This window comes from Actinomyces dentalis DSM 19115 (assembly GCF_000429225.1).
Lineage (GTDB): Bacteria > Actinomycetota > Actinomycetes > Actinomycetales > Actinomycetaceae > Actinomyces > Actinomyces dentalis.
Genome location: NZ_AUBL01000053.1, coordinates 1 through 23947 on the forward strand (window position 1 = coordinate 1; position 23947 = coordinate 23947).

Below are 23947 nucleotides of genomic sequence, written 5' to 3' on the forward strand. Positions count from 1 at the left end.
GGTGACCTCCACCTGCCCCAGCCCCCGCGTGCCCCGGCTGCCCAGGGGCAGCGCGCCGGCGGCCAGTTCGGCCAGGACGAGCCCGAGCAGGCACCAGGCCGCCCTGCGGCGATTGACGTCCGCCCGCGGGGAGAACGAGCCCGGATTCAGCTCCAGCGTCAGCTCCCCCCACTGCGCGTCGTGGACCTCCTCGCCGTACAGGGCCCCGCCCGCGACGCCGCCGGTCCACCGGTCGCCCGCGTTGTGGGGGATGAGCCTGGAACTGCTCGGGACGGCGAGGGTGTCCAGGACCGTCAGGGCGCCGTGCTGCTCGGTGGAGCCGAACAGGTCCCGCACGAGGACGGGGTCGTCGGCGAGCTGGGCGTGCACGTCGGTGTCCGACCAGTCCTCGACGGGCGCGCGGCGGGCGGCCAGGATCGTGCGGGCGATCCGCGAGGCCCGCGAGCGCAGCGCGCCGCGCACCGAGCTGCCCGGCAGTACGAGCCGCTCGCCCTGGGCGGTGTCCGTGCGCATCTGCCTGGCGGGGACGTAGTCGTCGCGGACGCCGCCCTGCTCGCCGCTCCGACCGGCCTCCTGCGCCGCCCTCTCCCGCTTCTCCTTCTCCTGCCTCTTGCGCTCAAGCTCGGCCTCGCTGATCCGCGGATCGGCCACGAGGATGCCCGTGGGGCTGTTCCACTCGACGGTGATGCGCATCCGGTCGGGGCCACCGCAGTCGACCGGAGTGATCGTCCCGGCCATGTCCTGGCCGCCGCTCAACCAGTTCACGAGGTCGTCGCACGACCCCAGCGGGGCCCGGGTCAGGGTCCAGAAGCCGGCGCCGGGCCGCGCGTCGGGCCGCACCCGCCCCCAGCCGGCGCCCTGGCGCCCGCCGAAGGCGATGCGCTCGCTCCCGAACAGGCCCAGGAACAGTTCGAAGAGCGTCTCGACCTGCTCCGGGGTCGCCGGCTCCACCGCGCCCGCGGGCACGTCGACGCCGTCGGGCAGGCCCGCCTGCGCGGTGATGACGATCTCCAGGGGCCTTCCCGCCGGCAGGTACTCGTGCTCGAAGAGGGCGCCGTCGGCCACCGAGCCCCAGTACCGGTCGATGGCGTTGCCCATGCGCGACGGCAGCTCACCGGCAGCCCCGTTCGCGCCGGCAGCCCCGGCAGCCCCGTCAGTGCCCACTGTCCCGTCAGTGCCCACCGGGCACAGCTCCACGGTGTGGACGGTCAGGCAGGCGGCCCGCAGCGGGGCGGACGCGCTCTTCTTCCCCTCGTCGCCCCACAGGCGGCGCAGGGCCCGGGCGTTCAGCACCGTCGCGACGTCGCCGTCCGGCTGCCCCGAAAGGTAGCGCCGGCAGGCGGCGCGCAGGGCGCCCTTGACCGAGCGTCCGGTCAGGATCGGGCGGTCGCGTCCGTCGCGGGCGAATCTGCGCACGACGGTCTGCCGGTCCCGGCCCTCCTCCGTGCGGTTCACGACCTCGTCGATGCCGCCCGAGTGCAGTGGCGAGGCGGTCCTCACACGGATGGTGAGCTCGTAGCGGGTCACGCTCATGACTGCTCCTCCTGCTCGTCGGTGCGGGCCGCCCGGCCCATGAAGTCCTTGGCGTCAAGACGCGTCAGGCGGAATTCCTCCCTCTCAAGGAGCGGATGTCCGACGACGAAGCGGCCGAACCCCTGGGCCCGCAGCTCGCCCACGCCGGTCAGGGCCAGGCGGGCCAGTCTCCGGGCCGCGTCGTCGGCCAGGGGCCGGATCCTCAGGACCGAGCCGGCCTGGACGGCCATCCTGGTGGCCCGCGGCTGGTGGCTCGCCGCGGACCAGGAGTCGACGCGGCGGTGGCGCACCCCCGCCCGGAACCTCTTCTCCCCCGGTGGGATGTCGACGAGCTCGATGGGGACTCCGGTGCGCTTGAAGGCACCGCGCAGGTCCTCGAAGCCCCCGCCCGGCCCCAGGCCCGAGGAGCGCACCAGGACGTCGGAGGTGAACCAGATGGTCGTCTCCCCGTCGACCGGCTCGGCGGGCGCCAGGGGCCGGGCCGCGGAGAAGGTGCACAGCGCGCGGCCGAAGGTCCCGCTCAGGCGGCGCGCCCCGATGCGGGCGTCCAGCGCCCTGTCGGCCAGGCCCGCCAGGCGGGCCCCCGCGCGCTCGTGCAGTGCCGGGGACATGGTCACCGTCGCGCGCAGCGTCAGGCCCGCGGGCAGCGCCCGCACCAGGAAGAGCTGGCCGTCCTTCGCCGCCCCCGTGGCGGTATCGTGCGCCGTCGACTGGCGTCCGGTCAGCGGAGGGGCGCCCGACCATCCGGCGAGGGGCGGGAGCTTCCGGCCCTCGTCCGCGGCGGCCGGGTCCGGCCGGTCGTCGTCCGCGGCGGCGGGGCACTCCCGATCGCCGTCCGCGGCGGGGAAGACGTAGCCCGAGCGCAGCGGCTTGTGGACCTCCTCCGGCTCCTCGACGAGCAGGCGGTTGACGGCCGTGATCCACCCGCGCCCCCGCCGCTCGACCTTCGGGCTGGACAGGACCAGCGGCATGGGCAGGCCGACCCGGTCGTCGACGACGGCGACGGCGTCGGAGACCAGAAGGTCCCCGTTGACGACGGCGTCGCGGACCAGGGTGTCGTCGGTGTCGCCCCCGCACTCGCGGCCGAGGAGGCGGTGCACCCAGGGCAGGAGCACGGTGCCGCGCAGGAAGTCCAGGGAGCGGACCTCGTTGGACATGGGCACCTCGTAGGAGACCACCGGGGTCCGCAGGACGATGGTCAGATCCATTGCCATCAGCCCGGGATCGGCGGCGCCCGGCTCGGCGGCGCCCGGGGCGGGGGAGACGGCGGCGCTGGCGTCCGGGGCGTGCGGAGTCGCCGTCGCGAGCGGGGCCGCCGGAACCGCTGGCGCGCTCACGGTTGGGGCGCCCGGCGCGCTCGCGGCCGGAACCGCCGGGGCCGCCGGGGTCGCTGGCGCCCGGCCGATCCGGGGCCGGTGCTCCCCGTCCGGATCGGACTCGGCCCTCGGCACGCGGGGAACCGGTGCGCCCTCGGCTCCGGACGCGACGGCCCAGCCCCTGACCTGCTCCCGGCACCAGTCCTTGACCTTCTTCTTGGCCGCGGCGGCGTCGTCCTCCCCGCCGGCCGCGGCGGCATCGGGGCCGCACTCGGCGCCGACCAGGACGTCGCAGGCGCCGTCGCCGTTGGAGCGGTCCGAGCCGATGCCCCGCACGAGCAGGCCGGACAGGGCCAGCAGGAGCCGGGCGGCCCGCCGCCGGCCCTCGTCCCAGACCAGCGGGCGCCCGTCGACGTCGGCGTCGAGAAGAGTGGCCGTGGCGCCCAGGGCGCACGGGCCGGCCCGCTCGATGAACCGCAGGAAGTCCTCCCGGGCGGTGCCCGTGTCGTCGTCGATGGACAGGGAGACGACCTCGTGCACCGGGGCGCCCCCGGCCGCGGCCCCCTCGGGCGCCCGCGCGTCGGAGAAGACGACCAGGCGCGGGGCCTGCTCCGAGCCGAACAGCTCGGAGGCGAACTTGTGCCAGGGGCCGGCGGCGCCGCCGTCGAGCGCCTGGGCGGCCAGGACGGACTGCTCCCGCACGACGCCGGCCAGCACCGTTCCGCGGACCACGGGCAGGCCGCGCTCGTCCTTCTCGACCGCGGCGTCCACGCCGCCGACCACGCCGACACCGGTGCTCACCCCCCAGTCGCTGTGGAAGACGACCGAGACGGGGAAGGTTGGGGCGCTCATGCGGTGGCCTCCGTCGGACTCGTGGGGATGGGCGGCGCGGCGCGGTCGCCCGAGAGGCGCTCGCGGACCTCGGTCAGGTAGGAGTCGGGGAGGAGGTCGGCCAGCTCGAGCAGGTCGAAGACGGCCTCGATGCCGCCGAGCTCGGCGTCGATGTCGCGCCCCAGGCTCTCTCGCGCGCTCTCCCACTCGTTCTCGGCCAGGTCTCGGGGCTTCTTCTCCTCCCCGCCGATGCGCACGGTCCGGTCGTTCGCGGCGTCGGACAGGAGCTTGCGGATGCGGGCGGCGCGGGTGTGGGGGAAGGGCTCCCTCTCCTCGCCGTCCTCCCCCGGCAGGCCCTTGAAGGCGGCGACCCGCTGGCACGTCTTGTCCCAGGTCTCGTGGGCCGGAATGGTTCTGGGGGCGGCGTCGGAGTCCTTCTTCTTATTCTCCTTCTCCCCGTCCTCCTCATTCTCCTTGCAGCCGGAGCAATTGCATGAGGTGAGGCCGTCCACGACCCGGAACGGGCGGGCGGTGAAATTCTTATAGGCGCCGAGCAGCTCGGCGGCGTCGAGCACGGTCGTGTCGAACAGGGCGTGGTAGCCGAGCGTCGAACAGGGCGGCCTGGTGGTCTTGCCGACGCTCTTGGCGCCTTCGACGAGTTTCTCGGCCAGGTTGTAGGCGAGGTGGAAGGGGAAATTGCGGCGGACGACGGCGACGCCGGCGGCGGCGGTCATGGGGCCCGTGCGCGAGCCCTTGGGCGGGGTGAGGTGGCGCAGGAGCGGGTCCTTCTCCGTCTCCTCCTCGTAGCGGCCGAGGTAGCGGGCCGCGAAGGGGAGGGCGTAGTCGCCGCTGGTGATGACGGTGACGTCGTCGCCCCCGACAATGACCGGCACGACGGGGATGGCGGTGTACGGCCGTCCGGCCGCCCCGGCGTCGCGCTCGGCCATGCGGGCGATATCCGCCCAGGCCCCGGCGAAGGCCATTTCGACGGCGCGCTGCAGGCGCTCGTTGATATTGAGCAGGAACCGGCGCAGGGAGTCCGGGTCGTTGCGCCCGCAGCCGACCTGCTCATTGAAGACACTCTTGTCGACGAATTTCTTGGCGTCGGCGAGGTGGCGCATGACGCCCCCGACCCCGTTGCCGTCGATGTGGATGACGGCGATCTTCGACAGGGGGGCCGCTTCCCGCCGCGATGGTAGGGCGCCGACGGCGGATGATTCGTTCTCGTCCCCGCTCCCGTCCTCGGGGGCGGAATCTGGGGCGGTCTGGAGGACTGTTTCCAGACGGCGTATCGAGGCCCGCTCCTCCCGGATACTCTCCTCGTCCTCGGGCGCCGCCTCCCGCTCCCCCTGCGAGGGCGCGTCGGCGGCCGGGCCCTCCGACGAGAAGGCGGCGTGCAGCATATCCGCCAGCTTCGTGGGGTCGCGCGTCAAGAGCTCCTTCTGCTCATCCAACTGGTCGCTGTTGAGCCGACTGAGCAGGAGAAGGTGCGCGCGGGCCCGGAAGGCCTCGTAGCGCCTGACCCGCGAGGGCAGGGAGAGCTGATCGGCGCGGTCGTCCCCCGCCTCGTCCTCGCGGCCCAGGGGCGGGGCGGCGGGCAGGGCCGAGTCCTTGGCCCGGGCGAGGAAGGGGATCTGGGCGAAGCGGGCGTCCGCGGGGGGCCGCCGCAGGGCGTAGGCGGCGGCCTCGGCGTGCACGGCCTTGAGGGCGGCGTCGTCCACCACAGGGCCGCCGCCTACGCCCCGGGCCCCGGGGATCTCGATGAAGACCCCGGACACGTCCAGGCCGGGGGCCTGGGCGAGCGCCCTGCGCGTGACCTCCCCGATGAGGTCGCGGGCCCGCTGCGGCTCGTCCACCATGACGATGACCTTGCCGGAGGAGCGGGAGACCCACTGCGACTCGTCGGCGCCCGGGCCGGCCGGCAGGCCGCGCGATGCGCGCCAGGCCCCGGCGGCCCCCGTCGAGGCCAGCGCCTCCTCGGTCCACCGCTCCAGGTGCGTCAGCAGGGAGGAGGCGCCGATATTGTCGCGCAGGCGGGGCGAGGAGAAGATGTAGTGCTGATTGCCGTTGGTCTCGAGCATGACGAGCTGCATGGGCATCCTCTCGGAGGGACGGGAGCCTGTGCAGTATGCCACCCCCGCGGCGGTGACGGAGGGGAGCACCGACTTTTGTCTCAGAAGTGGGACACGCGCCGGGCTCCCCGCCGCCGGCGCCGGCGGTGCACACTGGCCCGCGGTGTGGTGCGGACCGGCCCGGCCCGGTCCGACCCTCGCGCCGCACCGGTCGACGAAGGAGATGACGACGTGCTGCTGGTTCACGTGGCCGGGACGGCCGACCTGGGGATCCCCCTGATCGTCGGCGGGCGCAGCCGTCCGCGGCAGGAGACCGCCGAGCTGACCGCTCGCCGCGCGGCCGAGCTCGACGCCGCCCGCACCGGCGGGCGGGCCGCCGACCTGCTCCTCGGGCTGCGCTTCACGCAGAAGGACCCCCGCGCCGACGACGCGGCCGGCCCCGCGCCCGGCAGTGCCCCGCCTGCGCCATCCGGCGGCGCACCGCCCGCCGCCGCGCCCGGCAGCGCCCTGCGCAAGGAGCTGGGGGCGCTCGCCCGCCTGGCCGGGGAGCCGGGCACATCCTCCGAGGACATCGACATCCTCGTCGTCGGCGTCGAAGGCGGGAGCACGCCCACGGACTCGATCGCGAGGGCGCTCGTCGGGGCGCTGCGACGCGCTTCGGCCCAGGTGCGCGACCTGGTGGCGGGGAGGCGGGCGCGGGTGCTGGACGCCTGCATCCTGCCGGGCCTCCAGGTGTCGCGGGCCTCGATCGAGACCCTGGAGAGGGCGATCGGCGGGCACGACGGACACGTCCTGCTCGCCCTGGCCGGGGGCGCGACCACCGTCCTCGCCGAGGTCGCCGGCGTCGCCGCCGCCACCCACGGCGACGAGTGGTCGCTGGCCCTCATCGACCGGGTCGGGGACGACCGGGCGGGCGGCGCGGCGCCGATCCTGCGCATGTCGGTCGACGGGGAGGACCCCCTGCGGGGCTGGCTCATGGGGCTCGGGCTGCCCACCGTCCTCGCCCAGGAGTACGACGGGCGCGGGGCCGGCGCGCAAGCCGGCGGCGAGATGCCCGACGAGGTCCGGCGGGCCGCCGGGGCCCTGCGGCGCGCCGTCGGCGAGACCCCCGTGGAAGGGGGGATCGGCCCCGAGGACTTCGCCCAGCTGCTGTGGACGGACACGGCCCGCGGGGACCTGGCCGCGGGCATGGCGCTGCGGGCGTGGGTGGCCGCCGAGTACCGGCGGCGCCGGCGCCAGTACCTGGACCAGACGGGGCTGGACGAGGCGGAGCACCCCGATGCGCTCCGGAAGGGCGGCGAGCTCGGCCGGGCGATCGGGCGCCTCGAGAAGGAGGCGAGCACGCGGCCCCTCGCCGCGCCCGAGGCGTGGCTCGTCGCCCAGCGCGACTTCATCGACCTGGGCATCGGGGCGACCCACCGCTTCGACGAGGCCGGCGACGACCTGCGCGAACGGGTGCGCGCCGCCCTGGGCGGCCAGCCCCCGGACTGGTTGTCGTGGCCGTCGGGGACCGTGTGCCTGCTGACCGCTCAGGGACAGCCCCGCGGAAGGGGGAGGGGCCCCGAACGCGACCCCATCGCCGTCGCGCTCCTGCGCGCGCAGCCGGACCCGGCCCTGCGCCGGGCCTGCTCCGTCCCCGGGCCGCTGACGCTGAGAACATTCATCGCCTGCTCCGACGACAGCCTGGGTGAGGGGCGCGGCGTCGTCGACAGGCTCGCGGCCGGCGACGTCGACCATCACCCCGACTGGGAGCCGCCCGGGGCCGACGGCGCCACGGCCCGCAGCTACGGGCGGGCCGCCACGAGCGACGGGGTCACGGCGAGCGGGGCGGAGGAGAGCATGTCGCGGGCCGGCCGCCTCGCCGCCCAGTGGCTCGAGGACCAGCTCGAGGAGCGCTGGTCCCGCCCGCGGGCCATCGTCGTCACCGTCGTGGGGGAGAAGCCCGTCGTCATCGCGCTCCTGCGCGCCGCGCAGATCTTCGGCGCTCGCCACGGCATTGCGGTGCTCCTCGCATCGACGGTGCGGAGCGCCGACGGCCGGAACGTCCTCCAGTTCCACCAGTTCGGGCTCGACCGCGACGTCCGCAGGGCGCTGCTGCGGGCGACCGGCTACTGCCTGGACCGTCTGGACCTGCTCACGGCGGCGCGCCTGCTCGCCCTGGGGGACCCCGCCATGGAGGAGTCGGCCGGCGAGGCCCGGGCGCTCGCGGACGAGCTCGTGCAGGCGGTTCAGACCGAGGACATCGACGGGCGCGCGGGAGTGATTCTGGGGGTCATGGGCGCCGTCGGCCGCATGATCGATCACGTCCCGCCCGACGCCCAAGCGCGCCTGGCCACCATTATCGGCGAACTGCTGAACCCCGCGCCCGAATCGAAGCGGACCGACGCATTCCGGGAGCCCCGTGTTCTCGCCCTCGCGGACAGTCAATTCGACCAGCGGAAGAACTCCGTCTACACGTCCGATGACGCCGATCTCGCCGACGAGGGCGTCGGGGCGCTGCTGCGCCTCCTCGTGCGCGTGCGCAACAAGGTCACGATCAATCACGGCTCGAAGGGCCTGTCCGAGGCCACCGAGCAGGTCCTGAGCCACTACCGGCGGGAGTCGCGGTGCACCTATGCCCGGCTCGTCGAGCGGGCCGTCACCGCGGTCGAGAGCGATTCCGGCGCCGTGGCCGGGGACTGGGGGAGTCGATTGGGCTCCCTGCGGAAACGGGTCGGCGCGCTCGAAGACGTTTCCTACGGCTGAGGGGATGTGGCATGGTGAAAGGCGTGAAGAACGTCGAGGACCGGACGCCGTCGGACCTGTTGGAGATCGATAACGACGACGACAATGCGCTGCGCCTCATGGTCATCGTGCCGTGGGAGCTTCCCGGGACATGGGAGGAGTGGCGCGAATTGTTCCCGCAGGGCCCGGTGCGGATATCCATTTTCAGGAGGCCGACCGCCTTCGACGGAACGTCGCGCCGCCTGCGCGAGCCGGTGCGCAGACGGCTCCTCGACCCGGCCCACCGGCGTCACTACGTCTACCCGGACCTGGCGCCGGTCTTCGTCACCGAGAAGAACCGCGCGAGTCGGGGCAGACCGCCGTTCTACGCCTTCGCCTGGGACATTCTCGAGGTGGAGCCGGTCGAGGCCCCCGACGCCGGGGGCGCCGCGGGGACGGGCGGGAAGACGCCCTCGACCCGGGTGCTCATCGTCCTTCACCTGGTCCTGCGCGTGCCGACGAGTCCCAAGGCATTCTCCTGGGTCCGCAATCTGACGCGAGAGCCCGCCGGAAAGGAGGAGATCACCCACGAGGTGGCGCGGGTCCTCGCCCTTGAGTCGAAGCGGGGCGCCGACGATGTGGGGCACGGATTCGGGGTCACCGATTGGGATGGGGAACCGAGCGCCGACCCGTACGTCATCACCTACGTGCCGCGCGATATTGTGGCCTCGGAGCGCGGCGACGGACTGGTCCTGGACGATTTCGACCTGCGCACGGACCAGGAGCGCCAGGAGGGGCGGGCGCCGCGACCGCTGAAGGACGCCGTGGCGGCGCCGGGGCTCGATGCGACCCGGGAGCGGGCGGTGGTGAGCGCCTGGCGGTGGGGGCGTCTGCCCCGCCGCGACGACGAGAGCTTCGAGGACGGGGTTTTCGGGGACCGGGAGCGCCAGGTCCACCGCCTGTCGCAGACCTGGGTGGCGTATGCGAGTATCAGCGGGTGCTCCTTCTGCCAGATCCGGGGCGAGGGGTTCCGCCCGCTCGCCCATATCGAGGGCAGGTTCATCGAGGCCGTCCTGCTCATGCTGCTCCAGCGGCACCGGGCCTCGTCCCTCATGGCGCGCCTGGCGGAGGTGCAGGCGAATGCCGCGGAGGAGGTGGACCGGGTCATCGAGCTCGATTCGGAGGCGGTGGGATTCGTCGTCTCCGAGCAGTGGACGATGATGACGGACTCGGACCGCCAGCTCGACGCCTTCCTCACCTACCTGCTTGAGACGTACAGGATCCCCCTGCTGGTCGAGGAGGCGCGCGACCAGGCGCACCGCCTGCGGGAGAACGTGCTCATGCGGATCGGGCGCGCCGAGCAGCAGGCCGAGGAGGAGCGGGCCAGGTCGGCCCGGACGCTGGAGATCGCGGCCGCGGTGTTCTCCTTCATCGGCCTGCCGCTGAGCGTGTTCCTCGAGCTCTGGGTGAACTGGAACCCCGAGGCGGGCATCGACCGCCGTCTGTACCGGCTCGGAGGCTGGCACTTCAACTGGTGGCTGGTGCTCATCGCGGTGATCCTGGGCTCCGCCATTATCGGCGGGGTGTTCTGGTGGGCGGTGGCGCACGCGGTGGCGCACATGGCCCGACGGCGGGAGAGGGCGGCGGCCGGCGCCGAACCCGGCGCGTGAGGGCGAGGGCCCGGTGCGCGAGGGGCCGGCCCCGTTCCGTCATCGTCATCCGTGAACGCGCAGGTTTCCAGTCGAGCGCGCGCCTCTCATCTGCGCGTTCGACTGGAAACCTGCGCGTTCACGGAATCGGGGCGCCCGGTCGGAGCCGAGCCTCGTTGCGAAGGCTCGGCTCCTGGCGCGGCGGCGGTTTCTGCGGGGTCTTCAGTTCCGGGGAGGCCTTTTGATCTTGAGCGGCCGAGGGGATTCGGCCAACAGGCTCGTCGGGGACTGACCATACCCCTCCTTGGGATCACCGCTCCTGGGTTCGGTCTGGTTGTTCGCCCTGTTCTCCTCCAGGGACATGTAGCGCACCGGTGCGCCGTCGCTGTAGCCGAAGGCGGCGCGCTGCATGGCCCTCACCCATGGCGTCTTGAGAAGGAGCGCCTCGTTCGGCAGGGGGAAGTCCTCGACGCCGACGACGGGAGCGCCCAGGCCCAGGCATCCGTCCAGGTTCGCGTAGGACTCGGCCAGATCACTCCCCCGAATGGCGCGAAGGCCATTCTTCGCAATGCTCACCTCGAGAGTCCCCAGTCCGAGCGGCTTCCCCAGTCCCATTCGCAGGTGGCCGACGGCGCCGGGGTCCTTCTTCTCATTGTTCGGGACCAGATTCCGGGGGGTGAGCACCCAGATGAGCGCCGCCAGTTCATCCCGGCTCAGGTTCGAGAAGAGCATGGTGCAGCGCAGGACGCTGCCGGTCTTCATCCACGAGCGGGCTATGAGGCGGACCGCGGCATTGTCCTGCTCTTTACCGTTCAGCACGGGATCTTCGGTCGCCTGCGCGGGGAACCCCGACTTGTCCAGGTCCTTGCCCTCCACGAGTCTGCGATGCACAGGGTAGGCGGCGGCGCCGAGGAGCTGTCCGGGGGCGAAGTAGTCGCTGCGCGGAAGCGGATTCTTCCCCTTCGAAGGAGTCTTTCCGGAACTATCGGTGAGGAATCGCCTCGCCGACGACGTCTTGGGCGTCAACAGCGGTGAGAGTTTCTTCTTCTCACGGCTGACGCGGGCCTCCGAGGCGTCGACGACGCCGAAGGAAAGCCTTCCCCGATAGGCGACGTCCCCGCCCTTCGCGCCGTCATCGGCGTCGGGGACGACATAGCCGAAGAGCCGATCGGCGGCGGACGCCTCAACGGCCCTCGTGAGAGGAAGAACCCCCTGCGCGGCGGCGAGCTCCCGGGGCGACCTGCTGTAGGGGCGCCGTCCGACCATTGTGGGGAGGACGTCCATGACCCGGGCGTCGGCGGGAATGTCATCACCGCCGGAGGCGTAGGTTCTGTCGAGTCGGACGAAGACGAGATCGCCGTCGGACAGGGCGTTATCGGAGGGCGCGGGGTGAGTGGCGGCCGCCCGGTTGAGCAGGTGCTCGTCTCCGCCGGGCGCCTTCTGCTGCGCCGAATACGACCGGAGCACGGTTGCGTATCGTGTCACGTGCTCGGGATCGAGGGGCAGAATGGTTCCGTAGAGATTACTGCCGTCTCGGGCCGACTTGAAGAAGAAGCGCTCGTAGGTCTTCCCCTCCTTTTCGTCTCCGAACAGTTTCCGGGAGGTCTTCCCCTCGGGGGTCGTCCGGCAGGGGTATCCCCAAACATTGAAGGTCTCAACATCAGGGCCATGGCCGACATCGAAAAATTTTTCGAGGTGATCGCCCTGCCACACCCCGGTGACCATGAGGTGGCGTCCACCCCTCTGGTCCCGCCACTGCGCGAGCTGGACGTTCACCTGCTCCCCGTGGCGGGTGAGGCTGCGGAAACGCGTGAAGACCTGCTGCGGATTGACCCGGCCCCCGGGGACCGTCCTGATATCGGGATGGTTGGTGCACGCAATAGTGCCGTACCCATGATTCAGATCATCCCTGATCAGGGCGACCCGGGCGTTCTTCCCGAAGCCGTCCAGGATCTCGACGGCGAGCCCGCCGTTCTCCTGCTCGAGGATGCGTCCGGGGAGAAGATTATTCGCAGCGGCCGGGTCGGCCCGGTAGGTGAGGAGCTCGGAGTGGTCGTTCTTGATGCGGCGCCGCCCACTGCGGTTCTCGGCGTCCCCGAAGACCCGGAAGCGCGAGCAGGTGAGCGTCTCGTAGGCGCGCGAGATCATGCCCTTGACCATTGTGGGGGGCACAACGGGGCGACCGTCGTCGTCCAGGGGGAGGTCGACATTCCCGTCCTTCTGCTCCCCGAAGACGAGCGGCGTGCGCACGATCATCTCCAGGTCGATGGAGCCGGACCAGCGATCGGCGTAGAGGCGGTCATGGCCGGGGGCCTTATAGTCCTTGAAAAGGCCTTGGGGGAGTACGCCGGCATTAGCAAGTCGTTCGCCGGACTCGCGCAGCACCGGGATTCGGTTGACTGCGGAATGGAAGGGCTCGAAGTCATCCATGTCAGTTCCACTCCCCTGTCATGAGCTCGTCAACGAACACGGTATTGCCGTAATCGGCCTCGGTGAAGACCTCGACGCTCGTCATAATGGGCATATTTCGCGCATCGGCCTTGTCGGCGCTGTGCTGCAGATAGTCGTTGGGCCGGTACCAGCAGCGCTCCTCCTCCGGGGCGCCGGCCCGGTCGTCATCATCGGCCCCGCGGAGGGTGACCTCCGCCGCTCCGGTGCCGTTGAGCCACCGGAGCTCGTGCGCCAGCACGTCGTCGCCCTCACCGCCCTTCGCGATCACCGACCACAGCCGCAACTCGTAAACGGTGTTGTGCTGAACCTGCTCGCCGTCCGTGCCGCAGAGCGCCCCTTCGGAGATCGATCGGAGCGCGCGCGCACCCGCCGTCGTGTAGGCGATGCCCTGCCACTGCGCCTGGGACTCGGTCGCCCGGGCGATGACCCGCTGCAAGTCTCCGGCGTCGCGGACGGTCCAGCGCCCCCTTCGCAGGCGCCTGCCGAATCGGTGCGTCTCAGTCATGGCTCTTCTCCTCGTCGCCCGTCAGATAGCTCGCCCACCCGCTCGCGCCGGGGCTCGCGGTGATCTCCTTGTTCACCGTCCGGAGGCGGCCGAGGATCTGCTCGGCGACGGACTCTCCGGCGCCCTTCGCAGGCGCTGAGAAGAGTTGGTCCCCGATGCCGATGCTGCGGCCGCCCTCGACCTTGATGCTGGTGACCTCCACCTGCCCCAGCCCCCGCGTGCCCCGGCTGCCCAGGGGCAGCGCGCCGGCGGCCAGTTCGGCCAGGACGAGCCCGAGCAGGCACCAGGCCGCCCTGCGGAGATTATCGTCCTCGGGGCGCGAACGCTGAGTCCCCCCGCGGCGATTGTCATCATTGGACAGTGCATTCAGGTCCAACTCGAGAACAATGTTCTTCCACTCTGCGTCGTGGACCTCCTCGCCGTACAGAGTGCCCTCTGCGACGCCGCCGGTCCACCGGTCACCCGCATTGTGGGTGATCAACCGGGTGGATCCGTTGGAGGACGCCAGGGTGTCCAGGACCGTCAGTGCGCCCCGGCGCTCGGTGGAGCCGAACAGGCGCTGTACGAGGTCGGGATCGTGGGCGAGCTGATCGTGCACATTGGTGTCCGACCAGTCGTTGACGGACGCATGGCGAGCGGCCAGGATCGTGCGGGCGATTCGCGAGGCGCGCGAGCGCAGTGCGCCGCGCACCGAACTGCCCGGCAGCACGATCGGCGCGTTCTCCCCCGGGCCGCTGCGCAGGTGCCTGGTGGGAACGAGTTCATCGGGATCGTCCTCGCCTCGGAGGTCATGCTGCTCGCCGTCCGGATCGGTCCCCCGCGTTGCCTTCTCGCCCTCCTCCGGCGCCTGGACGTTCTTCTCGCGAGCCTTATCCGTGTCGGACTCATTGCGCGCCGACTTGGTTTGACTGAGTCGCGGATCGGCCACGAGAATACCCGTGGGGCTGTTCCACTCGATATTGATGCGCACGCGGTCGGGATCGCCGCACTCGATCGGTTCGATCCGCTCGCTCATGTCCTCGCCGTAGCCGTTGCCCAGCCAGCTCAGAAGATCGTCGCGCGTCCCCAATGGGGCCCTGGTGAGGACCCAGAACCTTTCGCTGCCGGGCCGCATATCGGGTCGCACCCGTCCCCAGCCGGCGTTCCTGCGCCCGCCGAAGGAGACCCGTCCTGACTTCAGCACTCCGAGGATAATGGAGAAGAGTCGCTCCACATCATCCTCCGTCACCGGTTGACATTCGGAGACGCCCCCGAAGGGCGCGGCCGGATCGTCGGGCCTGTTTCTGGGCATTGACCCCGCCTGCGCGGTGATCGTCAGGGTCAGGGGCCTTCCGGCCGGCACGTACTCGTGCTCGAAGAGCGCGGTGTCCCCGGCGGCCCCCCAGTAACGGTCAATGGCAATGCCCATGCGAGTGGGCAGTCCGCTGTCCCCGCCCGGGCCGTCCCCGCGCCCCGGAAAGACCTCCGCATTGTGAAGATCCACGGCGTGGAAGGTCAGGGCTGAGGCCCAGGCTCCCTGATTCGACAGTCCTCCCCACAGGTGGGATTTCCGTGTTTCATCGAAGTACTTCTTGCAGGCCGCCCGCACCGCCCCCTTGATGGAACGGCCGGTCAGCACCGGATGACCGGTCCCGTCGCGGGCGAAGCGCCGGGGCACGGTCTCGCGCTTCTTCGACGGGCGGGCGCGGTCCACGGCTTCGTCAATGCCGCCCGAGTGCAGAGGAGAATCGGTCCTCAAGCAGACGGTCAACTCGTAGCGGGTGATGCTCATCATTCTCCCTCCGGCTTCACGGCTGCACATCCATCGGCGATGAAGTCCTCATGCTTCAAAGAGGTGAGTCTGAACTCCTTCTCGCGCAGCAGCGGATGGTCGACGACGAAGCGACCGAATCCCTGGGCCGTGAGCTCGCCGACTCCGGTCACCGACAGGCGGGCGAGTCTTCTCATCGTCTCCTCCGGGCTGCTGCCCGCATCGGCGGGCTGAACCCGCAGCACGGAGCCCGCCTGGATCACCGTCCGGGTGGCGCGCGGCCGCCGATCCGCCGCGCCCCAGGAGTCGACGCGACGGTGGCGGATTCCCGCGCTGAAGCACGTCTCATCCGAGTCGTCCTCGGCCTTGATCGGTTCCAGAGGGACTCCGGCGCGTTCGAAGGCCTTGTACAGATCTTTGAGGCTTCCGCCCGGCCCCAGTCGGGGGGAGCGGGCCACGACGTCGGAAGTGAACCACAGGGCCGGGGGTTCGCTCGCATCCCACTCGAGCCCGGGGACTTCGACCTGGTGGAATTCGCCGAGCCGGCACTTGGCCCGGCCGTAGGTCCCGCTCAGGCGCCACAGCCCCAGTCGCTCCGGGAAGGCCTGACGAGAGTCGAAGGCCCTGCTGAGCAGGTTCTTGACCCGTTCGTAGAGCTTCTCGCTCATGGTGACGGTGGCGCGCAGACGCATTCCCGCGGGCAGTGCGCGGGCCAGGAACAACTGCCCAGTTCCGGCCGCGCCCGTGACTGGGTTGTGGGCGGTGGACTGGCGCCCCTGGAGCGCCGGCACCCCCATCCCTCCGAGAACTTCGGAAGGGTTCGCGCTCTTCGGGGCGGGGAAGACGTATCCGGTGCGCAGCGGCTTGTGAATCTCGTTCTCAGGCTCTTCGGCGAGCAGACGGTTGAGCACGCGCACGCCCTCCGTCTCGTCGTTCCCCTCCGTCTTGGGTCTGGACAGCACCAGCGGCATCGGCATTCCCCGCACGCCGTTGACGACGGCGGTGGCGTCGGAGACCAGGAGATCGCCGTTGACGACGGCGTCGCGGATGATTTCACGGGTGATTGCGCCGACGCCGGCGTTCTTCTTGGCGGCGGCCTGGAGCCTGTGGTGGATAATGGGCAGCAGTGCTGTTCCGCGCAGGAAGTCCAAGGAGCGCAGCTCGTTGGAGAAGGGCACGTCGTAGGAGATCACGGGCGACGTGAGATCGATATCAAGATCGGTCTCGTAGAAGGTCGTGCCGCTCGAGCCGCCCCGGTGGTCGGAATCTTTCTTCCCTATGAGGGGGATGTCCGAGCACCCGTCCGCCTTCGAGTCGATAGGGAAGTCCGGGGCGTCGGGGGCTTTCGGGGCCGGTCCGCTCCACTGCTCCAACTGCCCGCGGCACCGCTTCCTGATCTCCCGAATAGCCTGCTCGGGATCCGTGTCCCTCTCATCAGTCCCGCCGGTCTTACCGGCCTCGCCGGTTTCGCCAATGAGAACCCTGCACAGGCCGTCGCCGTCGGACCGGTTGGAGCCGAGGGCGCGTACGAGCAGGGCGGAGATGCTCAGAACGAGTTCGGCCGCCTTCCTCTGGTCCGCGCACCAGTGAAGTGGACGCCCGTCCAGGGTTTCACCCAGCAGTTCCACCGTGCCGTGCAGAATGCAGGCGCGGGCCCGCTCCAGCAGTCGCAGGTGGTCCTTCTGCGCGGTGCCCGTCTCCTCGTCGATGGACAGGGAGACGACCTCGTGCACCGCCTCCCGCTCCGACTCACTGCCGACGGCGCCGTCGGAGAAGGAGACGAAGCGGGCGTCGGAGAAGGAGACGAGACGGGCGCGCCTGACCGATCCGAACAGCGCCCCGACGAATCTGCGCCAGCTCTTGTCCCCGGAATCGCCGTCGAGCGCCTCGGCGACGACGAAGGCCTGCTCGCGGATGGCCCCGGTGAGCACGGTGCCGCGCACCACGGGCAGGTTGCGCTCATCCTTCTCGACGACGGCATCCACGCCCCCGGCCACGCCGGTGCCCGTGGACACGCCCCAGTCGGAGCGGAAGACGATGGTGACGTCGAGGGGCGCGGGGGACTCCGGGGATCCGGTCTCCGGTTCCGCGGCGGTGTCGGTGCTCATTCCTGGACCTCCTGGGTGGTTGCGGGCTCGGAGCCGTCGGCGGGGGACGGGCTGTGCAGGTAGCTGTCGGGGAGAAGATCGCTCAGCTCCATGATGTCGAAGAGCGCTCTGATGCCCATGCCCTTGAGGACCTCGTCGGGCAGTACCTTCTTGGCGTCATCCCACTCATGCTCGGCCTTATCGGCGAGCCGGTCACTCAGGCCCCGGTCCACGAGCCGCGCCTGGGCGGCGTCGGACAGGAGCTTGCGGATCCGGGCGGCCCGCGTCTTGGGGAAGCGGGTCTCGCCCGTGCCCGGATCCTCCGAGGTGAGGCCCTTGAATTGGCGGACTCGCTCGCATGTGTCGGGCCAGGGCTCGTACCGCCCCGGGGGATCGGAGGCCGGAGCGCCGTCGCGCCTCAGCAGGAAGGGGCGAGTGGTGAAGGAGGAGTAGGCCCGCAGGATCTTCTCCGGGTCCAGGACGCTGGAGTCGAAGAGCGCGTGGTAGGTCAGCGTCGACCGGACGGGCTGCCGGGCCTTGCCGACCTTCTTGGCCTCGCCGACGAGGCGCTCGGCCAGGTTGTAGGCGACGTGGAAGGGGAAGTCGCGGCGGACGACGGCGACACCGGCGGCGGCGGTCATGGGGCCGGTGCCCTCTTCGCGACCCAGGTGCCTGAGGAGCGGGTCGTTCTCGGTGGCCCTCTCGTAGCGCTCGAGATAGGCGGCCGCGAAGGGGAGGGCGTAGTCGCCGCTGGTGAAGACGGTGACGTCGTCGCCCCCCAGGATGACGGGGACGACCGGGACGACAGCGACCTTCCGCTCCGCCGGGCCGGCGTCGGCCTCCGCCCACTTCGCGACGTCCGCCCAGGCCTTGGCGAAGGCCTCGGTGACGGCCCGGTCGAGGCGGTCGTTGACGGTGAGGACGAAGCGCCGCAGGGCGTCGGCGTCGTCGCGCGAACAGCCGACGGCCCGTGAGAAGTCGTCCTCATCCACGTGGCTCATCGCTTTGCCGAGCCGGCGCATGACGGCGCCGACGCCGTTGCCGTCGATGTGGATGACGGCCACCTTGGACAGGGCGGACGCCGCCTCGCCGGTGCCGCCCGGAATGTCCTGGAACCGCTCCTCGAGGGCGATGACGTCGGACTTCTGTTCTTCGTCGGCGGCGCCCTTCTCGCCGCCGGAGTCCCGCCCGACGGCCGCGCTGCTCGGCCCGGGACGCTCCCCCGGGGCTTCGACGTCGACGGCGAAGGCCTCCCGGAGTTTCTTCGTGAGCTTCTTGGGGTCGCGGACGAGCTGGTCCGGGTTCAGGTCTTCGCTCGTACGGCACGCGAGGGAGATGAGGTCCCGGCGGGAGTAGAAGGCCCGGTAGCGCTTGACCCGGGAGGGCAGGGAGAGCAGGGTCACCTCGTCGTCCTTGGCCTCGTCGTCGATGTGGCCGAACATGCGTTCCAGCGTTGGCGAGGCGGGCAGGACGGAGTCCTTGGCGCGGGCGAGGAAGGGCATCTGGGAGAAGCGGGCCTCGGCGGGCGGGCGCCGCAGGCCGTACCGGGCGGCCCGGGCGTGGATCCGTTTGAGGAGATCCTCGTCGACGTGAGTTTTGTCACCCATGTCGAGGTGCACGCCCGAGACGTCCATGCCGGGGGCCTGGGCGAGCGCCGTCCGGGTGACGCGGCCGATCACGGCCTTCGCGTCCCCCTCCTCGTCCACCATGAAGATGACCTTGCCCGAGGCGCGGGACACCCACTGGGTGCTGAACCTGCAGCACGGGAGCCCGGCCGCGGGTCCGGGGCCGCCCCGCGGTTGCGGGTGGTTCCCCTTCCACTTCTTCGCGGCCCCCGTGGCCCGCAGGGCGTCGTCTGTCCACTCCTTGAGACGGACGAGCTGGGCGGAGGCGCCGATGCTGTCCCGCAGACGGGGCGCGGCGAAGATGTAGCGCTGGTTCCCGTTGGTCTCGAGCATGACGAGCTGCATGGGGATCCTCTCGGAAGGGGTGGGACCTGTGCAGTATGTCACGTCTGACGCGCCGTTGGGAGTGATGGAGCACACTACGGGGTGACGGGCGCCGCGCCGTCCCCGCTGCGCGGACGCCCGCCGCGGCAGTGCGACCAACGCGCAGTAGATCGGAGAGGACCTGTCATGACTCTGCTCATCCACATTGTCGGAGCGGGCGATCTGGGAATCGATACCCATCAGTATCAGATAAATGACAGGGAGGCGCCGCTAAGACGTAGACTGGAGGAAAGGCGGTCCTTACTCGAAGCGGCGAGAGAGGACGAGTCCGCGAGTGAATCTCTTGTCGAGGCCCTGCTTGACGGGGGAGAAGGGGAGTTCCCGCTCTCGCCCCTCGCCCAGGAGGCGAGGGCGGTGGTTCAATATGAATGCTTTAACGCCGACTCTTCAAGGTCCATAGAACCGGGCGGAGCTATTTCCATCCACTTGATTCTCGTTGCTGGCTCCACTGACCGCAGTATGCCGGGCGGCATGGTTCCCGTGGCCAATTTTCTGCGCGACTCCGTCGCACTGCCGCGGGCGCGTACGCTCCTGTTCGAGCGTCTCGGGGCACGTCTCACCGTCGAAGTCGTGTCGGGAGACCTTAAAGAATCAGAAAATCTGAAACATATTCGAAGAATCCTGTCCGCGCGTTGTGATGAGCATCGGTCGAAACCGGTCTATATCAACGCCATGTCCGGATCCACGATCGTGCTCCTGTCGGTGCTCGCCGCGGTTGACCAGGAGGGGCTGCCGTGGCGGTCCATTATGGCTAGCGGCGAGGAGCGTCTCGGGATGCGCGTTTGGGAACCGGGCATCTCCTCGCCCCGGGCCGTCGTCGCCTGGCTCCTCGCTCAGGGATATGTCCTTCAGGCGATCAAGTGGGCGAAGATGAACGGTGTGGACGACGAGAGTATTTTTACACAGGAAGTGCGTGCAGTAGCCGACGTTGTGAGCAAGCTCAGCAAAGACGTTCCCGACCTCACTGATAAGGAACTCGCCCGCCTCACCTGCTTGTGGCTGATGCGCGGTGACAACGGCGCCGGACTCGCCGTGCGCGCCTGGGTGAAGGCGCGCTACGAGGCTGTGCTCGCCAAGGAGAACGCTGCGCGGGAGGAATCTGGTGAAAAATCTCTGAGTTCGATGTTTGAGCTGGCGTCCGCCAGGAGGCGCTCGGAGCTGGGCCCCGTCATCGGCTGGGCGAAACGCGAGGGCCGCGACTCGGATGCGGATCGCTGGCTGGCGAGGCAGGACGACCTCAACGAGATCGGCAAGGGATCGACTCATGATTTCGCCCTGCCGTCGAGCAAGGATATGAGTCGCATCCGCGCCGAGAGGGAATTGTCAGATTTTGCTCCGGGCTGGATGCCATGGCCCGGACGGCGGCCGGTTCTGTACATCTACGGCAGGGGCAAGACTGCGAACGGGAAGTCGATGCCCTCTTTCCCGGAAAGGATTCTTCTGTCAGCTCCGCAGCCCGAGTTGCGGCGGGCAGCACCGGGCGGGATGCTCTCGGACGAGCCTCCTCTGCCCATCGTCTTCCGCATCCTCCACTCGGATGAGTCTTTCCGTATGGCCGAGAAGGATCGCGACATCCTTCGAAACCTCGCGCCCGACAAGGGTTGGAATCTGACTGATGTCGAAGACATCCTCCAACGCTATGAGGCTCCAGCCGATCGCTCTGCTAGCGCCGAGACCGAGATCGCGAACGACGTCAGCGTCCGGGTGAAGAAGCTTCTGGCTAAGACGTCTCCGGCCGCTGTCGTCCTGGTGGGGTCCGGACAGAAGGGAGTGGTGTTCGGGGCACTGCGCGCCGCCCAGGCCTGGTGCGGGCAGCGCGCCGTCCCGCTCTTCCTGCAGACCTTCGTGGACCCCACGGAGGAGAATGGCGAAGCCGAATCGCAGTTCCATCGCTTCGCCCTGCACGCTGATGCCGAGGCGGCGCTTCTGGAGGTGGCCGCAGCCGGACTCGACAGTCTCAACCTTCTCAGCGCCGCGCGTGCTCTCAGCGCCGGCGACCAGGAAATGGATGAGTTGGCGGAACAATGCGACGGACTGCGGCGGAAGTACGTCAAAGCCGCGAACAATAAGAATGATCCTGATTCCGGTGCGGGCACGATCCTCGATCTTCTGGAAACAATCGCAGATCTGTGGGACGATGCCGACTGGGAGACACAAATGAGGTTGACGGTCGTCGCCGCCGAGGCGGTCAGTTTCAAACAAAATCGCAAACTTCTGATCCGCAATCCCAGTCTGGGGAGTAAGGGCGATCTCGCGCGACGTCGTCTCGATCGGAGTGGAAACAGGAACGGCGCGTCGCGCGCAGGCGCTGACGGCGTACGCACGGCAGATCATCGTGATCTTCTTCAGATCATCTACGAGGTGCGGAATCGGGTGATCCTGGCGCACGGCGGGAGTGCTCCGCAGGCCGCGTTGAAGTCCGTGATGGAGAGTCCCAAAGACTCGTATTCGGGACCGATTCCGTTCGTCGTCGACGCCGCCGGACTGACGTACCCGGATCTGCTGCGCCTGACGTGTGAGCGCATTCGAGAGGTTGCCGGTGCCGATAAGAATCCTGAGGTTCCCCAGTCGGATTGGAAGATGCGCTTCATGTCCCTTCGCGAGGACATCGGCTCCCGTTTGAAGCGGGCTCGCGACACCATGAGTACTGCCAGTGCTGCGAGCACTGGGACTGATATGGAGGAGGGCTCCGATGCCTGAGAGCGCGCTTGGCCTCGTGAACCTCACCCCCCACGACGTCGTCCTCGACCTCGGCGGCGGCGAGACGCTGCGGATCCCCGCCGCCGGCGTCGTGCCGCGACTGCTGCTGTCCGAGGGGCGGCAGGAGCACCTGCGCGTGGCCGACCCCGCCCGCCCCGACGACGAAACCGCCGTGCGCGACGTGCCCCTCGCCGTCGGCGCCGCCTGGCTCGGTATCGACCCGCCCCTCCCCGATCCGCGGCCGGGCACCGTCTACGTGACCAGCCGGGTGGTCGCCGAGCACTTCCCCGAGCGCGCCGATCTGGTCTGGCCGGACGACCTCATCCGCGACGCGGACGGGCAGGTCGTGGCGGCCCGGCGCCTGGCCAGGCGCGGGGACGATTCCACCGGGGGAGGCGGGGCGGACGCCCGAGCCGGCGGCGGGCGCGCCGCCCCCGCACCCGCCGCCGTCCCCGCGGCCGGGGCGGAGCGGTGACGTGACGCCCGGGCCCCGGACGGGCGGCCGGAGCCGGAGGCCCGGCGCGGGAAGGGCGTCTTTCGGGGCCGGAGAGCTGCGCGGCTGGATTGCGAAGTGTCTCGACTGCCTTTCAATAGGGCGATCGAGTTCGATACGGGGTCGTCGTGGTTGCTCCGGTGACCGCGGAGTGCTCGTCCTGGTCGACGAGATCGCCGGGTAAATGTGTTGTCTCATGACTTCTGGCAGTTGTTTGTCTCATGACTTCTGGCAGTGGTCTGTGAGGTTGGTGTAGGGAGTGGGGGGCGGCCAGGTGATGGTGGTGAGGTGGCGTTCGGTGGTCGGGTGGGTCAGGGTGAGTCGGCCGGGGGCGTGGGTCAGTCGGATGGGTTCGCCGGCCCACTGGGTGCCGAGGTAGAGGGTGTGGCCCTGGTAGGACAGCACGCCGCGCGAGCGGACCGTGCGAGTGGTGTGCTCGGGGGCGGCGAGCAGGTCGTCGGGGTCGATGGGGGCGGTGGGTTCGGGCGCCCGGCTCATCCTCGCCCAGGCCGCGGCCGGGGTGCATACGGGGCTGAACGCCTGGTGGGGGCGGTGGTTGTTGTAGACGTCGCGGAACTCGTTCAGGACGATCTGAAGGTCGGTGAGGGTGGTGGCGGGGTGCGCCGCGAGCCATTTGCGGGCGGGGTGGTGGGAGCGTTCGGTCTTGCCCTGGGTCTGGGGGTGTCCGGCGCGCCCGGAGATGGGCGCTACTCCCAGGGACGCCAGGTAGAGCTCGGTGCTGGACAGCAGGCCCCGGCGGTGGGTGTTGAAGGCTGCCCCGTTGTCGGTCAGGACGGCTACGGGCCGCCCGTGGGCGGCGATGGCCCGGGTCAGGACGTCGATGGCGTCGGCGGGGTTCTCCGCCCGTGTCCGGGCGGTCAGGGCGATGCACAGCCGGGAGGCGTCGTCGATGATCTGGTAGACGGTGGCCCTGTCCCCGCCGGTCAGGGCCACTTCGAAGGCGTCCAGCTGCCACAGCTCGCAGGTCCGGGATCGGGCGAAGCGGGTGTAGGACGAGCGGGGCCGTTTGGCCCGTTGGACGCGGGACAGGCCGTTGCGGGCCAGGATCCGGTTGATGGTGGAGACGCTGGGCAGAGGATCCATCCCCTGCTGCTGGAGGTGGAAGCGGATGGTGATGCCGCCCGCGTCCAGGCCCCGGGCGGTCAGTTCGGCGTGCAGGGCCGCCACGGCCGCCTCCGCGTCGGGCCCGTAGCGGCGGTGGGGTCGCCGGGGCGCGCGCGAGGCCGGGTGGAGCGAGGACGTCCCCGACCCCGACCACCGGGAGCGGATGCGGTAGAAGCTGCGCAGCGAGACGCCCATGCGCCGGCAGAACGCCCGCGTGCTCCCGGGGCCCGAGGGGACGAACTCCACGATCTTCAACCGCTTGGAAAGACTGATCTCACGCGCCATGCCCCAGGATCGCCCGAGACGTATCACAACATCTGGCACTGCCAGAAGTCATGAGACATGACAGGCGTCGGGCATCTCGTCCCGCGAGCACGTCACTTAACCCACGAGCACGTACCTCTAACAGACGTGCTCGCGGGTTAACCTCGGTTTTTCGTCGTGGGGTGCCGGGGGTGGGGGTGAGGGTGCTCCTCGTCCTGGGATAATGCGGGTTGTCGATGTCCGTGCATGTCCAGGGGAGGGGCACCCTCGTGGTGAATGGTACCGGGTTGTACCCGCAGGCGGGTGTGGAGGCGGGGGAGGGGCCGGCGGGGGGGCCGGCCGGGGCGAGGCTGCTGACCGGGGCGATTCGGGCCGTGGGCCTGGACACCGCGCTGTCGGGGGCCCTGGCGCCCTGGCGCAAGCCCCTGGCGGTGCACGACCCGGGCAAGATCATCGTGG

13 protein-coding genes and 1 pseudogene are annotated in these 23947 nt (G+C 70.3%); 5 read left to right on the forward strand and 9 right to left on the reverse strand.

What is annotated here, in order from left to right; all coding sequences use genetic code 11:
* The 3 genes from G446_RS0111340 to G446_RS17555 form a co-directional block, all read right to left on the reverse strand.
* On the reverse strand, window positions 1-1533 hold a 1533-nt coding region (locus G446_RS0111340; RefSeq protein ID WP_026410235.1), incomplete at its 3' end, for an RAMP superfamily CRISPR-associated protein.
* On the reverse strand, window positions 1530-3701 hold the full coding sequence (locus tag G446_RS20380; protein WP_051285953.1) for an RAMP superfamily CRISPR-associated protein: 2172 nt from the start codon (window positions 3699-3701) through the stop codon (window positions 1530-1532). The genes G446_RS0111340 and G446_RS20380, both read right to left, overlap by 4 nt.
* Window positions 3698-5773 (reverse strand): HD domain-containing protein, encoded by a 2076-nt coding sequence (locus tag G446_RS17555; RefSeq protein ID WP_051285954.1) that lies wholly within the window; start codon window positions 5771-5773, stop codon window positions 3698-3700. Before G446_RS17555 ends, G446_RS20380 begins: the two co-directional genes overlap by 4 nt.
* A gap of 210 nt (window positions 5774-5983) precedes the next feature.
* Between G446_RS17555 and G446_RS17560 the strand changes: the two genes are divergently transcribed.
* Both G446_RS17560 and G446_RS17565 read left to right on the forward strand, forming a co-directional pair.
* A complete protein-coding gene (locus G446_RS17560; protein WP_051285955.1) occupies window positions 5984-8497 on the forward strand; it encodes a hypothetical protein in 2514 nt (837 codons plus the stop codon).
* An 11-nt stretch (window positions 8498-8508) separates the two neighbouring features.
* Window positions 8509-10125: a hypothetical protein gene (locus G446_RS17565; RefSeq protein ID WP_034470260.1), complete on the forward strand. Its 1617-nt coding sequence runs from the start codon at window positions 8509-8511 to the stop codon at window positions 10123-10125.
* A 201-nt stretch (window positions 10126-10326) separates the two neighbouring features.
* Here G446_RS17565 and G446_RS17570 read toward each other — a convergent pair whose 3' ends face one another.
* From G446_RS17570 to G446_RS17590, 5 genes are read right to left on the reverse strand one after another with little or no spacing between them, the layout of a single operon-like run.
* Complete coding sequence (locus G446_RS17570) at window positions 10327-12534, reverse strand: hypothetical protein (protein ID WP_034470264.1); 2208 nt, start codon at window positions 12532-12534, stop codon at window positions 10327-10329.
* A gap of 1 nt (window position 12535) precedes the next feature.
* A complete protein-coding gene (locus G446_RS17575) occupies window positions 12536-13060 on the reverse strand; it encodes a hypothetical protein (protein ID WP_051285956.1) in 525 nt (174 codons plus the stop codon).
* On the reverse strand, window positions 13053-14834 hold the full coding sequence (locus G446_RS17580) for an RAMP superfamily CRISPR-associated protein (protein WP_245574682.1): 1782 nt from the start codon (window positions 14832-14834) through the stop codon (window positions 13053-13055). Before G446_RS17580 ends, G446_RS17575 begins: the two co-directional genes overlap by 8 nt.
* Window positions 14831-16918 (reverse strand): RAMP superfamily CRISPR-associated protein, encoded by a 2088-nt coding sequence (locus G446_RS17585; protein WP_051285957.1) that lies wholly within the window; start codon window positions 16916-16918, stop codon window positions 14831-14833. The genes G446_RS17580 and G446_RS17585 overlap by 4 nt, the downstream gene beginning before the upstream one ends.
* Complete coding sequence (locus G446_RS17590; RefSeq protein WP_051285958.1) at window positions 16915-18867, reverse strand: Cas10/Cmr2 second palm domain-containing protein; 1953 nt, start codon at window positions 18865-18867, stop codon at window positions 16915-16917. The genes G446_RS17585 and G446_RS17590 overlap by 4 nt, the downstream gene beginning before the upstream one ends.
* Before the next feature lie 165 nt (window positions 18868-19032).
* Between G446_RS17590 and G446_RS0111395 the strand changes: the two genes are divergently transcribed.
* Window positions 19033-21606 carry a GAT domain-containing protein gene (locus G446_RS0111395; RefSeq protein WP_156916636.1) on the forward strand — a complete coding sequence of 858 codons (2574 nt, stop codon included), beginning with the start codon at window positions 19033-19035 and terminating at the stop codon, window positions 21604-21606.
* Window positions 21599-22081 (forward strand): hypothetical protein, encoded by a 483-nt coding sequence (locus G446_RS20645; protein ID WP_211228292.1) that lies wholly within the window; start codon window positions 21599-21601, stop codon window positions 22079-22081. Before G446_RS0111395 ends, G446_RS20645 begins: the two co-directional genes overlap by 8 nt.
* A gap of 237 nt (window positions 22082-22318) precedes the next feature.
* Here the strand turns inward: G446_RS20645 and G446_RS17600 are convergent, their stop codons facing one another.
* Window positions 22319-23509, reverse strand: coding sequence for an IS481 family transposase (locus G446_RS17600; protein WP_084779200.1), 1191 nt, complete (start codon window positions 23507-23509; stop codon window positions 22319-22321).
* 215 nt (window positions 23510-23724) lie between these two features.
* Between G446_RS17600 and G446_RS0111410 the strand changes: the two are divergent.
* Window positions 23725-23947, forward strand: a pseudogene (locus tag G446_RS0111410) (hypothetical protein); the annotation flags it as partial.

What these genes read in the sequence shown, in the direction of transcription:
- G446_RS20380 (WP_051285953.1), bottom strand. Translation starts at nt 3,701, where the DNA reads ATGAGCGCCCCAACCTTCCCCGTCTCGGTCGTCTTCCACAGCGACTGG.
- G446_RS17555 (WP_051285954.1), bottom strand. Translation starts at nt 5,773, where the DNA reads ATGCAGCTCGTCATGCTCGAGACCAACGGCAATCAGCACTACATCTTC.
- G446_RS17565 (WP_034470260.1), top strand. Translation starts at nt 8,509, where the DNA reads ATGGTGAAAGGCGTGAAGAACGTCGAGGACCGGACGCCGTCGGACCTG.
- G446_RS17570 (WP_034470264.1), bottom strand. Translation starts at nt 12,534, where the DNA reads ATGGATGACTTCGAGCCCTTCCATTCCGCAGTCAACCGAATCCCGGTG.
- G446_RS17575 (WP_051285956.1), bottom strand. Translation starts at nt 13,060, where the DNA reads ATGACTGAGACGCACCGATTCGGCAGGCGCCTGCGAAGGGGGCGCTGG.
- G446_RS17580 (WP_245574682.1), bottom strand. Translation starts at nt 14,834, where the DNA reads ATGATGAGCATCACCCGCTACGAGTTGACCGTCTGCTTGAGGACCGAT.
- G446_RS17585 (WP_051285957.1), bottom strand. Translation starts at nt 16,918, where the DNA reads ATGAGCACCGACACCGCCGCGGAACCGGAGACCGGATCCCCGGAGTCC.
- G446_RS17590 (WP_051285958.1), bottom strand. Translation starts at nt 18,867, where the DNA reads ATGCAGCTCGTCATGCTCGAGACCAACGGGAACCAGCGCTACATCTTC.
- G446_RS0111395 (WP_156916636.1), top strand. Translation starts at nt 19,033, where the DNA reads ATGACTCTGCTCATCCACATTGTCGGAGCGGGCGATCTGGGAATCGAT.
- G446_RS20645 (WP_211228292.1), top strand. Translation starts at nt 21,599, where the DNA reads ATGCCTGAGAGCGCGCTTGGCCTCGTGAACCTCACCCCCCACGACGTC.
- G446_RS17600 (WP_084779200.1), bottom strand. Translation starts at nt 23,509, where the DNA reads ATGGCGCGTGAGATCAGTCTTTCCAAGCGGTTGAAGATCGTGGAGTTC.